Raw genomic sequence first — 13,291 nt, forward strand, 5'->3', positions numbered from 1 at the left:
CGTCATGCAACGACTCGATTTGATCACCGCCACCCAAATCGCCAGCCACGCCATCGGCCATGCCCGGGAAACCGGATTAAAACCCCTGGCTGTCGCCGTATTGGACGCCGCCGGTCATCCACTGACGGTCCTGCGCGACGAGCACGCCAGTTTCCTTCGTCCGCAAATCGCCACCGGCAAGGCACGCGGATGCCTGGGCATGGGGTTTGGCGGACGGGAGCTGGCGCGACGCGCGCAAGCGATGCCGGCATTTTTCGATGCCATAAACAGCCTGACCGGTGGTGAAGTCATTCCCGTCGCCGGCGGTGTCCTGATTCGCAATGCCGAGGGGCGAATTCTCGGCGCGATCGGCATCAGCGGCGACACGTCGGACAATGACGAACTGTGCGCCTTGCGGGCAATCGACGAGGCCGGGCTGGTGGCCGATCACGGGGATCAGCCCGCAGGCTGATCCACCTGGTCTTGATCAAGCCGCGCGGCCTGCTCCAGCAACAGGCTGCGAAACCACAACATGGCAGGATCGCGTTCTTGATAGGGATGCCATTGCAGCACTTGCACGGCGTCGGGAAAGGCCAGCGGTGCGGGGTGAATACGCAATGCATAACGCTCGGCAAAACGCCGGGCCTGGCGGCGAAACACGGTAGCGATCCGCGCGGTGCCGACGATAAATTCCGGCATCAGCACGAAGCTTTCGAGGGCTACCGCCACTCGCCGCTGAATACCCAGCTCGTGCAGGTGCACCGCGTCCATCGCCAGATTCTGGCCATCGGCAAACTCACGCACCACGTGCTGCGCCTCGCAATAACTGGCCAGGCTCAGGCCTTCGGCGAACTGCGCCTGGCGCGCGCAGACGATGCAGCAGAGCTGGTCACTCATTAAAGGCACATGGGGGTAAGCCGGGTTCAACCGGCGCTGAGGCACGATCACACAATCACTGCGCCGATAATCGAGGGCTTCGCTGACCACATCGCCGTCACGCGGCACCGGCAGGTCCCGCAGGGTCAGGCGCACACCAGGGGCGATGCGTGCCAGTTCAAGACTGACCGCCGGCAGCAGCACCCCCGCCACGTAATCGGAGGCCACTAGAGTGAAGTGCCGCGTACAACCGGCCGGGTCGAAGTCGACCGGGGCATCGACAATCTCCCGGGTCAGTGCCAGCGCCGCGCGCACTTTGGGCAGCAGCTCCAACCCCAATGCAGTGGGTTCCAGGCGCCGCCCGACCTGAACCAGTAACGGATCATTGAAATGCTCACGCAAGCGTCCTAGCGCCGAACTCGTTGCCGACTGGCCCAGGCACAAACGCTCCGCGGCCCGGCTGACGCTGCATTCGCCGAGCAAGGCATCCAGGGCAACCAGCAGGTTAAGGTCAAGCCGTCGATACCGCATGCGGTTCCCGCTACAGGTGGATGTTCAAGGGCCAGTGGCACCTTAACGGGTTGGGCAAGGGTTGCACCAATCGCGTGATTCGCTGGCAGATATCGCCAATCGAGATACCCGCGTGCGCCCTGCTGCGGTGCGCTGTTGGCGCTCTCTGAAAATTCCACCCAAACGCTTACAATCGCCCCCTTCACCGCAAATCAGCAGGCAACAAGGTTATGGCGCTCGACCCTCCCACAATGTTGACAATCTCGATCGCCCTCGCTGCGGCCGCCGCCCTGTATCTGGCGGTCGAATTGCGCAGCATCCGTGAATCTTCACTGCTGTTCTGGAGCGCGGGCTTCGCCACGATCACCGTGGGGTCGACGCTCGCCTTGCTGCGCATGAGCGGCCTTTTGTTGATTGGCATCTGGTTTGCCAATGGCCTGCTGGTCCTGGCCCACTGGCTTTTCCTGCTGGGCGTCGCGCGCTTCACCCGTATACGCCTGTCTCGCGCCTGGTGGCTGATCGTCGTCGCCTGGTGTGCACTGCTGGCACTGCCGGATGACCCCTCGTGGTCGAAGATCATGCTGGTGGCCAATTCCTTGCTGGTGGCGCTGCCGACGCTGCGCGCCAGTTTCCTCCTGCGCCCCCATGGCAAGTCATTGAGCGTGGGCGCGGCACAGCTGCGCTTTGTGCTGTTGATCCATGGGCTGTTCTATCTGGCCAAGGCCATCTCGGTGGTTATTCCGGGCACGCTGATCGATCTGGCAGCCTTGCGGGGCGAAATCATTCAGATCTCGCTGGTCGAAGGCGCCATGGCGATCATGCTGATCGCCCTCTCGATGACCGGGACCGAACGCCACAGGCGGGAGGAACGGATCGCCCGGCTGGCCGAACGCGATCCGTTGACCGCCCTGTACAACCGCCGAGCCCTGGAGGTACGGGCACCACGCTTGTTGGCTGAAGTCTCGAGCGCTCGCCCCGGTGCCCTGCTGTTGATCGATATCGACAACTTCAAACTGGTCAACGACCTCTACGGCCACACCGCAGGCGACCGCCTGCTGGTCGCACTCAGCGAGATGATTCGTTCGCATTCGCCAGAGGGCGCACTGGTGGCCCGGCTGGGCGGTGACGAGTTCGTCATCCTGCTGAGTGACACATCGAACGAGCACATCGTCGAGTTGGGCAACCTGCTGCGAGGCCGCTTTCACAGCACGGCCTCACAAACCTTCGCCACGCCTGAAGCTGTGACCCTGAGCATCGGCGCCAACCTGTTCGACCATCCGCCCTCCAGCCTGGCAGCCTTGATTGAACAGGGCGATGCGGCGCTCTACGAGTCCAAGCGTGGCGGACGCGACAGCATCCGCCTGGTGGATCGAACCCTGCAGGTCACGAGCCCGTGACTGCACGCGTACGTCCGGATCTGGCTTGCCAGCGATGGTCTAAAACATCCCGGGTTTAACCCGTTCATACGCGTTACCGTTAACGATCATCGCCAGCAGGCTGGCTCCTACAGATATTGAGCCCTTTTTTCACCCAATCACCCTGGCATACACCGAACGATCGACATTCCCGCCCGACAGAATCACGCCGACCTTTCTTCCCGCCATCGCTTCACGCTCCTGCATCAACGCCGCCAGGGCCGCCGCGCCGGCGCCTTCGGCGAGATTGTGGGTATCGGTGTAATACACGCGCATGGCCTCGGCGATCTCATCCTCGCTGACCGATACGATTCGCGCCGCAGCCCCCCCGTAGATATCAAAGGCGGCGGGCACCGGTTTGCGCACGGCCAGACCGTCGGCGAAGGTATTGGCCGTGGCGGTTTCGAGGATTTCTCCCGCTTCAAAGGATAATTTGGCCGCCGCCGCCTCGGTGGACACCACGCCCACCACCCGGGTGTTCAGGCCCAACGCATCACGGGCGGCGATCACCCCGCAGATCCCCGAGCCACAGCCAATCGGCACGTAGACCTTATCCAGATCCGGTGCGGCCTTGAACAACTCCAGCGCATAAGTGGCCACGCCCTTGACCAACTCGGCATGGAACGGCGGCACCAGGTACAGGCCATGCGCTTGCGCCAGGCGCGCGGCCTCTTCACGGGCCTCGTCAAAATCGCGGCCGTACTCCACCACTTCGCCGCCAAAGCCGCGCATCGCGTTGTTCTTCTCCAGCGAATTACCTTGCGGCACGACAATCAACGCCCGCAAACCCGACGCGCTGGCCGCCAGCGCCAGGCTCTGGCCATGGTTGCCGCGGGTCGCGCTGACAATCCCCCGCACCTCAGGGTGCGTACGCTTGAGCCAGTGCATGAAGGTAACGCCGCCACGCACCTTGAACGCACCGGTCGGCGTGTGATTTTCATGCTTGACCCACACCGTGCAACCCAGGCGCTCGGCCAGCAAGGGCCACGCGTACTGGGCAGTCGCCGGCATGACCTGGTACACGTGGCGTGCCGCCTGTTCGATATCGTCGCGAGTCAGTCTGTGCATGAGGGGTCTCCCTGAGGTTTTGCCCAGTCTAGACAGGGCTTGATCACCCCGGCTTTCAGAAAACTGACCTGACTTTTGCGCCCCCTGTTCATTACTATGGCGGGCATGAGCCATCGAAACCGCCTTCCACCCCCGCTCCCCTCTGAACCGGCCCGTCGTGTCGAGGCCGGGCCCTGGGCGATCGAGCTGCTGCCCGGCGCCGCTTATGCGACCCGATACGTGGCCACCCAATCAGCGATCGGCTTTGCCTTCGACAGCCAGCGAGGCCTGCATGCCATCGGCAGCGACCGGGTTTTGCCCTTCGACGCCATGCCCAATGGCCTGGCCTTTGTCCCCGCCGGTTGTGATGTCTTGTCCGAGTCCCCCAAGGGCGGTGAATACCTGCGGGTCATGCGCACCGATGGCCTGCCGTTGGTGGGGGACCGCGCCTTCAACAATCGAATCGATCAACAGGCCATCACCCTGGCGCTGCGAATGCGCGCGGCGTTGTTACAGGCTTCGATTGAGGATGACTGGGAAGTCTGGGCACTCGCCCTGGCTGAACGGACACGCGATCACCAGGCAGGGTCGACGCCAGCCCTGGGCGCCATCACCGCCAGCCGGATGCGATTGCTCGACGAGTTTATTGACGCCGGTCTCGACGGGCCGCTGGGTGTGCAGGCGATGGCGGACTTGCTGGGATTGTCCGAAGGTTATTTCATTCGAGCCTTCAAGCACGCAGCGGGCAAAAGCCCGCACAGTTACCTGATCGACCGGCGCCTGGCCAAGGCCCGCGCCCTGATGCGCGACTCGACCGCGACACTGGCAGAAATCGCCCACACCTGTGGCTTCAACTCCCAGGCGCACATGACGACCACGTTCAGGCAGCGCCTTGGCGTGAGTCCGGTACAGTTGCGTCGATAGTGCCCCTCGACGGGCTTCGCGTCTCTTCAGTCAGCCCCTTCCCGTACCGATCGCCTGACCTCAGCCTGTATGGCATAAGCCGGCGCCTCCACCGCATTGAAATCTTGCGTATAGCGCTGGGCAAATCCGTCTACCCCCCATTGCTGAAACTGCTGCACATGCTTCAGCTCGTGAGCCCAGAGCGCGAGGTTCTGTTCGGCGGATTGGGCATCACGGAACAGAATGATGTCGATGAGCGTCACGGCCCCCACATCGGGGTTTTGCAGCATGGCAGTGGCGGTGCTGAACTGGCCGTTGTCGCTGACTTTGTAGCGCGCGGCATCGAGGACACCAGGGTCGTACCAGCGCAACAGTTGCTCCCGGATATGCGCCGGGATGGCCTGGACGCCAGCGGCGGCTTCAGCGCGCGCTTGGGTCAGCCACAGCGCCAGGGCGGGTGCCGCGACCAGATGGATGTCTTCAGGCAAGGTGCCGAGCAACTGTCCCGGCAGGCAGATGCAGCCGTCCAGACACACTTGTTTTTCGCCAGCCGGGCAGGCGTCAGTCCGGGCTGCCGTTTCAAATGTCAGACAAAGCAGCAACAGCGCCACCAGGCGCGGGATGATGGGTGGCATCGGGTGCTCCAGGGACGGACGCAGCGCAAGCAGTGAGTCGCCATCGATGACTGCCCCGCGCAGCTTCAGCGTAGTTGACCCGCTCCTGCTCGTGCAAAAGCCGCTGCCAGGGTCAAAAGTTAAGTCTAGACTTCATCGAAGGCAGGTTGCAGCCAGGCTCCGCACCCATAACAAAAAGCCACCCGAAACCCAGGGAGCTCCGACTTTGAAAATGTCATCCATCTGCGCCATGGGGAGCCTGTTGGTTTCGTTCGCGGCTTGCGCCAACGGGATCGTTCCCGTGCTCGACCTGGACTTCACGAGGTCAGCGACTGAAACCCTGAAAAAAATGGGGATCAACGACGCTTGTGTTATCAGAGCCTCAAACCCTGTCTCGTTCACCTACTGCCGTGAAGGTTCGTCAACGCTCTGGAAATATCAGGACCTGGACCTGACGCAACTGGCAGCGATCAACGCCGACAAAAAGCTATCCCCGGCGGCGGCCCAGCAAATCAGTGTTCTGGAATTCAATAGCGCGATCTGTGAACACGAGGGTGCCGCTACCCTTGCAAAACCGTCAATGGCTCGCTGGCTTGCCTTCAGCCTGCTGGCGCTTTTTGTGCTGCTGGGTTTGCGCTACACCTACCAGACCCTTCGACCTCGCCGCCATGACCTCAACGCCTGTTCGAATCCCGGCTTGCTGCCATTGAACGGAACCCTGCCCCGGTTCAACCCATCGAAAAAAGCCGCAACGGCGCTGGGTATTGCCTTGGCGCTGGCACTCGTGTGCTTCAGCTACCTGGGATTTTGAGCAGGGCCAGCGGTTTTTCGCGCCCCCAACGGCCGTCTCGAGCAATAGCCTCGATCCGGATCGGGCGCATGCCCCAAATGCGCATGGAACCGGCTGCCGCCGAGCCCTCTCGCGGTCGCGGCACGCCGGCTCACGAAACCCGAACCCATCGGGAAATGCCGCCTATACTGCAGCCCGGTGTCGATAGAGAAACGGTCAAAATCGCCAGCCATTCTGCCGGTTCCCCATCCAGCCGCCCTGATTGTCTGCCCCAAGGACCTGACAGATGAATGTGATCGACTATTTTGATCGAGCAAAAATCATCAATATCGCGTCGAGGAAGGATCGCCGTCTCGAAACGGAAGAAGAATTCGCTCGCAACGGCTTTCACATAGATGATGAAAAAGTAGGCTTTTTCAAGGCTGTTACGCCCACCGAGGGGGAAGGCTTCCCGAGCGTCGGGGTCAGAGGCTGCTTTTTGAGTCACCTGGGGGTGCTCGAAGAGGCCATGCGCCTGGATTTGAAAAACATCCTGATCCTGGAGGACGACATACAGTTTTCCAGACGCATTTCCCAGTATGGAAAACAGGCCATCGAGGCGCTGGATGGCATGGACTGGGACATCATCTATTTTGGGCATCCGGTTGAAACGGACTCAAGCATGCCCACCTGGAAAGTGGTCGACCAACCCATCCATTTGGCCCATTTCTACGCCGTGAACGGCAAATGCTTCGGCACATTGAGGGATTTTTTATTGCAGATTCTGGAGCGACCGCCAGGACACCCTGACGGCGGTCCGATGCACTATGACGCGGCCCTCAATACTCTTATCCATCAGAACAACGCCATTCGGGCTTACTACTTCACCGCCAATCTCGGCTATCAAAGACCCTCGCGCACAGACCTGCATGAACTGTCCTTCTTTGACAGGGTGTCTGTGCTGCGGCCGGTCATCGGTTTGCTCAGGAAATTGAAGGCCAGAAACCTGAGAAGGACTCGATAGTGTGCTCTTTCTTCAGCAAAACGCTGGACCCTTGAGCCATATATAAAGACGCGCAAGGCATGGGTGGGGGGTGGGAGACAGGTTTTCTCTAAAACTGAACAACCCCCTCTCGATTATTCATTTTTGCAAACACTCATTCAGGATTAACGTGGCGCCAAAGGCTGACAGACCGTCGGCCCGAATCGTAATCAGGCAGGTCGACTGCCTTTTTGTCCCCCACGAGGTAAGCCCCATGTCCGTACAAACCCTGACTGTGCACGCCCCTTACAATGGCGCCGTCGTCTGCCAGGTGGCGGTGTCCACCGAGGCGGATGTCGAGCAGGCGCTGAGCGTCGCCCATGGCATTTTTCGCGACCGCAGCCAGTGGTTGTCCAAGCCGCAACGTATTGAAATCCTGCAACGCGCCGCCGGGTTGATCGCCGCGCGCAAGGTCGAGATTGCGACCCAGGCGGCCAGCGAAGGCGGCAAGCCGCTGAAGGACTCGATCACCGAAGTCGAGCGCGGTATCGATGGCATCCTCAACTGCATCGAGGTGCTGCGTACCGAGGGCGGTCACGTGATTCCGATGGGACTCAACGCCACCTCGCAGAACCGTGTGGCCTTCACCCAATACGAGCCCATCGGTGTGGTCGCCGCCGTATCGGCGTTCAACCATCCGTTCAATCTGATCGTGCATCAGGTAGTGCCTGCCATCGCCGTCAGTGCCCCGGTGATCGTCAAGCCGGCCGCCAATACCCCGCTCAGTTGCCGCACGCTTCTGGACATCCTCACCGAGGCCGGGTTGCCTACAGGCTGGGCGCAGATGGTGCTGCCGACCGATAACGCCGTCACCGGCAAGCTGGTCGCGGACCCGCGTGTGGGTTTCTTCAGCTTCATCGGCTCGGCGGCCGTCGGCTGGATGTTGCGCTCAACCCTGGCACCCGGCACTCGCTGCGCGCTGGAGCATGGTGGCGTGGCGCCGGTGATCCTCGCCGCGGACGCCGATCTCGATGACGCCCTGCCGCGCATCGCTCGTGGCGGTTTCTGGCACGCCGGGCAAGCCTGCGTGAGCGTGCAACGGATCTTCTGCCATCGCAGCATCGCCGAACAGGTCGCCGTCCGCCTGGGCCAGTTGGGCGATGCCATGGTGGTCGGTGATCCGACCGATATCCGTACCGATGTCGGCCCGCTGATCGCCGAACGTGAAGTGCGTCGCGTGGACCAATGGGTCAATGCAGCCGTCGCCGGCGGCGCCCGTTTGATCTCGGGCGGTCGCGTTCTGGACTACAACGGCTATGCGCCGACGGTGCTGCTCAACCCGCCCATCGATTCGAATGTGATGCAAAAGGAAGTGTTCGGCCCGGTGGTGGCGGTGTACGCCTATGACGATCTGGCCGACGCGATCCAACTGGCCAACGCCCTGCCCTTTGCCTTCCAGGCCGCAGTCTTCACCCGCGATCTGGACACTGCCATGCAGTGCTACCAGGACCTCGACGCCACGGCGGTGATGGTCAACGAGAACACGCTATTCCGCGTCGACTGGATGCCGTTCGCCGGAGCGCGCCTGTCGGGGCATGGCGTGGGAGGCATTCCACACACCATGAAAGAGATGCAGATCGAAAAGATGATGGTCTGGCGTTCTCGGGCGGTTCGCGGCTGATTGAGTCTCGCCGGCCCGGGATTGTGTCTGGTCCGCCCATTCCCGGGCGGACCTGCGGGACGCTTGCAGGCGGGAGCCCGTCGCCGCCAGGCAAGATCAGCGAACGAATTTCGTATACCCTGTCGCTATCTCCCACTCCGAACGACCGCCGCCGTGAACCTACCCAAATTCAATGCTCCCGACCTTGGCAATACGCCTTCGACGTCGGAAATCATCACCCGTCATCTGCGGGACGCGATCGTCGCCGGGCATTTTGCCGAGGATGAGCCGATTCGCCAGGACGACATTGCCCGGCAGTTCAACGTCAGCAAAATTCCGGTGCGCGAGGCGCTCAAGCGGCTGGAGGCCGAAGGGCTGGTGATGTTCCAGCGCAATCGCGGGGCGATGGTCACGCGCATTTCCGACGCGGAACTGGCGCAGATGTTCGAAGTGCGCATGTTGCTCGAAGACAAGGTGTTGCGCCTGGCGATTCCCAACATGACCGAAGAAACCTTCGCCCGCGCCGAGCGTATCTGCCAGGAGTTCATCGGCGAGGACGACGTGGGGCGCTGGGCCGAGCTGAACTGGGAGCTGCATGCCTGCCTCTATGAACCGGCGCAACGGCCGTTCCTGGTCAGTCTGATACGTTCGGTCAACGACAAACTCGAGCGTTACCTGCGCATGCAGATGAGCCTGTCGGCCGGCAAGGAGCGCGCCGATCACGAGCACCGCGAGATTCTCGCGGCGTGCCGTGCAGGCGATGTCGACCTGGCGGTGAAGCTGCTGGACGAACATATCGCCGGGGTCTGCGAGACCCTGTTCAAGCACCTGCCCCACGCTCACTGACCGCAGCGATGACTGTGCTGATTTCGTCATCGGCATCGGTTAAATCCATCAAGCCGGCACCCCGCTGTACGGGCCACTCTTTCGGTCACCCAACCGAATGGACGTGGCCCTCCGATGAAACGCATCTCCGTGATCGACTCCCACACCGGCGGCGAACCGACTCGCCTGGTGACCGCCGGCTTTCCTGATCTGGGCACCGGCAGCATGGCTGAACGGCGCCAACGCCTGGCCGAACAGCACGACCAATGGCGTGCGGCCTGTGTGCTGGAGCCACGGGGCAGTGACGTGCTGGTGGGCGCCCTGCTCTGCGAACCCGCGGACCCGAGCGCCTGTGCCGGCGTGATTTTCTTCAATAACAGCGGTTATCTGGGCATGTGCGGCCACGGCACCATCGGCCTCGTCGCCTCCCTGGCCCACCTGGGCAAAATCGGCCCCGGCGTGCACAGCATCGAGACGCCGGTAGGCACGGTGCAGGCCACCCTGCACGACGATCATTCGGTGAGTGTGCGCAACGTTCCGGCCTACCGTTATCGCAAGGCGCTGCAAGTACAGGTGCCGGGCATCGGCCAGGTGACCGGCGACATCGCCTGGGGCGGCAACTGGTTTTTCCTGATCGCCGATCACGGGCTGCGGGTGGCTGGCGACAACCTTGATGCCCTGACCGCTTACACCTACGCCGTTCAACAAGCGCTGCAAGACCAGGGCATTCGTGGCGAAGACGGCGGCCTGATCGACCATGTCGAACTGTTCGCCGCTGACGATCACGCGGACAGCCGCAACTTCGTGCTCTGCCCCGGCAAGGCCTACGACCGTTCACCCTGTGGCACCGGCACCAGCGCCAAACTGGCGTGCCTGGCGGCCGACGACAAGTTGCAGCCCGGACAGATCTGGCGCCAGGCGAGTGTCATCGGCAGCGAGTTCGAAGGCTCTTTCGAGTGGCAAGGCGAGCGCATCGTGCCGACCATTCGAGGCCGCGCCTTCATCAGTGCCGAGGCCAGCCTGATCATCGAGCAGGACGACCCGTTTGCCTGGGGCATCCGCCCGTGAATCGCAGCCATGCGGCCGATGTGATCGTGATCGGCGCCGGCATCATCGGCGCGGCCTGCGCCCAGGCGCTGGCGCGGCGTGGCTTGCAGGTACTGGTGCTCGACGCCGGCCTGCACGGCGCGACGGCGGCGGGCATGGGCCATCTGCTGGTGCTCGACGACAACCCGGCGGAACTGGCCCTGAGCAATCATTCCCTGCAGCGCTGGCGCGAGCAGGCAGCAGACTTGCCCGAGGGCTGTGCGTACCGTAGCAACGGCACCCTGTGGCTGGCGGCCAACGCCGAAGAGATGGCGGTGGCCCACAGTAAATACCTGAACCTGCAAGCCCATGGCGTGGCCTGTGAGCTGGTCGGCGCCAAGGCCTTGCGCCAGCGTGAGCCGGAACTGCACGAAGGCCTTGAAGGGGGTCTGCTGATCAACGGCGACGGCATTCTGTACGCGCCCGCGACGGCCAACTGGATGCTCGACACGCCGAACATCCACCAGCGCCGGGCGCGGGTCATCGAGGTCGATGGCAACCGGGTGCGGCTTGATGACGGTCAGTGGCTGAGTGCCGAGGCCGTGGTGCTGGCCAACGGTATCCAGGCCAATGAGCTGTGCCCGGAGCTGCCCATCGAGCCGAAAAAAGGCCACTTGCTGATCACCGACCGCTACCCCGCCACGGTCACCCACACCCTGGTGGAACTGGGTTACGTCACCAGCGCCCATAACGCCAAGGGCCCCTCGACGGCCTGCAATATCCAGCCGCGTCCGACCGGGCAATTGTTCATCGGCGCCTCGCGGCAGTTCGGCACCACCGATCCGCAGGTCGAAGGCTGGATGCTGGCGAAAATGCTCAAGCGCGCGGCCCAATACATGCCGGGGTTGGCGCGACTCAATGGCATCCGCGCCTGGACCGGTTTTCGCGCTGCCAGCCCGGATGGCCTGCCGCTGGTGGGTCAACATCCACAACGCCAGGGCTTGTGGCTGGCGGTCGGTCATGAAGGCCTGGGGGTGACCACGGCCCCCGGCACCGCCGATTTGCTGGTCGCGCAACTGTTCAACGAAACCCCGCCACTGGCCGCACACCCCTATCTGCCCCAGCGTTTCCTCGGAGAACCCGCCTATGCCTGAATTGATGCTCGACGGCCGTGCCCTGAGAGTCGCCGAGGGCACCAGTGTCGCCGCGGCCCTGGCATTGGGCAGCGACGGCTGCACACGCACTTCGGTCAGTGGTCAACGCCGCGCACCGCTGTGCGGCATGGGCATCTGCCAGGAATGTCGGGTGACCATCGACGGTCGACGGCGCCTGGCCTGCCAGACCCTCTGCCGTGACGGCATGCAGGTGGAGACACGCCCATGAATGAATATGCCGATCTGTTGATCGTCGGTGCCGGTCCCGCCGGCATGGCCGCCGCACTGGCCGCCGCGCCCAGTGGTGCCCGCATTGTCATGCTCGACGACAATCCGCTGGCAGGCGGACAAATCTGGCGCGACGGTCCCAAGGCCAGCGTGCCGATCCAGGCCCGTCAGTTGCGCGAGCGTGTGCAATCCCACCGCAACATCCGCCATCACCCCAGCACCCGGGTGATCGCCAATCCCGGTCCGAAACAACTGCTGGTCGAAGACGACGAGCACGGCTGGCTGATCAGCTACGACAAACTGATTCTGTGCACCGGCGCCCGCGAATTGCTGCTGCCCTTCCCCGGCTGGACACTGCCGGGGGTCACCGGGGCCGGTGGTTTGCAGGCGCTGATCAAGGCCGGGTTGCCGGTGCAGGATCAGCGCGTGGTGATCGCCGGTAGCGGGCCGCTGTTACTGGCCAGTGCCGCCACCGCGAAAAAGAACGGGGCCACCCTGCAGTGCGTCGCCGAACAAGCGTCGCTCAAGGCGGTGGCCGGGTTCGCGGCGCAACTGCCGCGCTGGCCCAACAAACTGCTGCAGACGTTCACGCTGTTGGACCGCCACTACCGAACCGGGACCTACGTGCTGGCAGCCCTTGGCAGCGACCGACTCGAAGGTGTGCGCCTGCACCAGCAAGGCAAGATCGTCGAGCTGGCGTGTGACCGGCTGGCCTGTGGTTTTGGTCTGATCCCCAACGTTCAATTGGGTCAGGCCCTGGGTTATGCCCTCGAAGGCCAGGCGTTGGCAGTGGATGCCTGGCAAGCCAGCCGCGTGGATCATTACGCGGCGGGTGAATGCACCGGCTTCGGCGGCAGTGAACTGGCCCTGGTCGAAGGTGCGATTGCCGGCCACGCCGCCATGGGTGATGTCGAAGCGGCCCGGCAATTGTGGTCACGCCGGGCACGCTGGCGGGGGTTCGCCAAAGCGCTGAACCGGGCATTCGCCCTCGACCCGCGACTCAAGTCGCTGGCCCGCCCCGACACGCTGGTGTGCCGCTGCGAAGACGTGCCCCATGGGGCATTGGCCAGGCACACCGATTGGCGCGCGGCCAAGCTGGCCAGCCGCTGCGGCATGGGCGCCTGCCAGGGGCGTGTGTGTGGCGGCGCGGTACAGCATCTGTTTGGCTGGCCACCCTCGACGCCGCGCCCGCCGTTCAGCCCGGCGCGCATCGAGACCTTGATGTCCCTGGACGATACCCCGCCAGCATCATGATTGCGCCAGGGGTTTCGGCCACGCGGCCGAGCCACTATGATCCCGGGGG

14 protein-coding genes are annotated in these 13,291 nt (G+C 63.2%); 11 read left to right on the forward strand and 3 right to left on the reverse strand.

Annotation, left to right across the window (positions count from 1 at the left end; genetic code table 11):
* Positions 1–4: 4 nt before the first annotated feature.
* On the forward strand, positions 5–451 hold the full coding sequence (locus tag AC1Q6D_RS03855) for a GlcG/HbpS family heme-binding protein (protein ID WP_103404377.1): 447 nt from the start codon (positions 5–7) through the stop codon (positions 449–451).
* On the opposite strand, the gene AC1Q6D_RS03860 is transcribed toward AC1Q6D_RS03855, so the two are convergent.
* The gene (locus tag AC1Q6D_RS03860; protein ID WP_103404376.1) at positions 436–1,386 is read right to left on the reverse strand and encodes a LysR family transcriptional regulator; all 951 of its coding nucleotides are present in this window, start codon (positions 1,384–1,386) and stop codon (positions 436–438) included. The two genes, AC1Q6D_RS03855 and AC1Q6D_RS03860, sit on opposite strands and share 16 nt — an antisense overlap.
* A gap of 209 nt (positions 1,387–1,595) precedes the next feature.
* Between AC1Q6D_RS03860 and AC1Q6D_RS03865 the strand changes: the two genes are divergently transcribed.
* Positions 1,596–2,762, forward strand: a complete 1,167-nt coding sequence (locus tag AC1Q6D_RS03865) for a GGDEF domain-containing protein (RefSeq protein ID WP_178083128.1) — start codon at positions 1,596–1,598, stop codon at positions 2,760–2,762.
* Positions 2,763–2,891: 129 nt separating this feature from the next.
* Here the strand turns inward: AC1Q6D_RS03865 and AC1Q6D_RS03870 are convergent, their stop codons facing one another.
* A complete protein-coding gene (locus tag AC1Q6D_RS03870) occupies positions 2,892–3,848 on the reverse strand; it encodes a threonine dehydratase (protein ID WP_103404374.1) in 957 nt (318 codons plus the stop codon).
* A 105-nt stretch (positions 3,849–3,953) separates the two neighbouring features.
* On the opposite strand from AC1Q6D_RS03870, the gene AC1Q6D_RS03875 reads away from it, so the two are divergent.
* Entirely contained in the window at positions 3,954–4,751 is a 798-nt protein-coding gene (locus AC1Q6D_RS03875; RefSeq protein WP_103404373.1) for a helix-turn-helix transcriptional regulator, read from the forward strand.
* A gap of 26 nt (positions 4,752–4,777) precedes the next feature.
* On the opposite strand, the gene AC1Q6D_RS03880 is transcribed toward AC1Q6D_RS03875, so the two are convergent.
* Positions 4,778–5,365 (reverse strand): eCIS core domain-containing protein, encoded by a 588-nt coding sequence (locus tag AC1Q6D_RS03880; protein WP_103404372.1) that lies wholly within the window; start codon positions 5,363–5,365, stop codon positions 4,778–4,780.
* Positions 5,366–5,411: 46 nt separating this feature from the next.
* On the opposite strand from AC1Q6D_RS03880, the gene AC1Q6D_RS03885 reads away from it, so the two are divergent.
* The 8 genes from AC1Q6D_RS03885 to AC1Q6D_RS03920 all read left to right on the forward strand — a co-directional run bounded on the left by AC1Q6D_RS03885 (position 5,412) and on the right by AC1Q6D_RS03920 (position 13,242).
* The gene (locus tag AC1Q6D_RS03885) at positions 5,412–6,155 is read left to right on the forward strand and encodes a hypothetical protein (RefSeq protein WP_158249388.1); all 744 of its coding nucleotides are present in this window, start codon (positions 5,412–5,414) and stop codon (positions 6,153–6,155) included.
* 265 nt (positions 6,156–6,420) lie between these two features.
* The gene (locus AC1Q6D_RS03890) at positions 6,421–7,137 is read left to right on the forward strand and encodes a glycosyltransferase family 25 protein (protein WP_103404370.1); all 717 of its coding nucleotides are present in this window, start codon (positions 6,421–6,423) and stop codon (positions 7,135–7,137) included.
* Between the two features lie 232 nt (positions 7,138–7,369).
* Positions 7,370–8,776 (forward strand): aldehyde dehydrogenase family protein, encoded by a 1,407-nt coding sequence (locus tag AC1Q6D_RS03895; RefSeq protein ID WP_103404369.1) that lies wholly within the window; start codon positions 7,370–7,372, stop codon positions 8,774–8,776.
* 153 nt (positions 8,777–8,929) lie between these two features.
* Positions 8,930–9,601, forward strand: a complete 672-nt coding sequence (locus tag AC1Q6D_RS03900) for a GntR family transcriptional regulator (RefSeq protein WP_047530178.1) — start codon at positions 8,930–8,932, stop codon at positions 9,599–9,601.
* Positions 9,602–9,715: 114 nt separating this feature from the next.
* A complete protein-coding gene (locus AC1Q6D_RS03905) occupies positions 9,716–10,648 on the forward strand; it encodes a 4-hydroxyproline epimerase (protein WP_103404368.1) in 933 nt (310 codons plus the stop codon).
* Positions 10,645–11,760: an NAD(P)/FAD-dependent oxidoreductase gene (locus AC1Q6D_RS03910; protein WP_103404367.1), complete on the forward strand. Its 1,116-nt coding sequence runs from the start codon at positions 10,645–10,647 to the stop codon at positions 11,758–11,760. The genes AC1Q6D_RS03905 and AC1Q6D_RS03910 overlap by 4 nt, the downstream gene beginning before the upstream one ends.
* The gene (locus AC1Q6D_RS03915; protein ID WP_090462573.1) at positions 11,753–11,989 is read left to right on the forward strand and encodes a (2Fe-2S)-binding protein; all 237 of its coding nucleotides are present in this window, start codon (positions 11,753–11,755) and stop codon (positions 11,987–11,989) included. The genes AC1Q6D_RS03910 and AC1Q6D_RS03915 overlap by 8 nt, the downstream gene beginning before the upstream one ends.
* Entirely contained in the window at positions 11,986–13,242 is a 1,257-nt protein-coding gene (locus tag AC1Q6D_RS03920) for an NAD(P)/FAD-dependent oxidoreductase (RefSeq protein ID WP_103404366.1), read from the forward strand. The genes AC1Q6D_RS03915 and AC1Q6D_RS03920 overlap by 4 nt, the downstream gene beginning before the upstream one ends.
* The last annotated feature ends 49 nt before the right edge of the window (positions 13,243–13,291 follow it).

It is taken from the genome of Pseudomonas sp. MT92 (assembly GCF_058792515.1).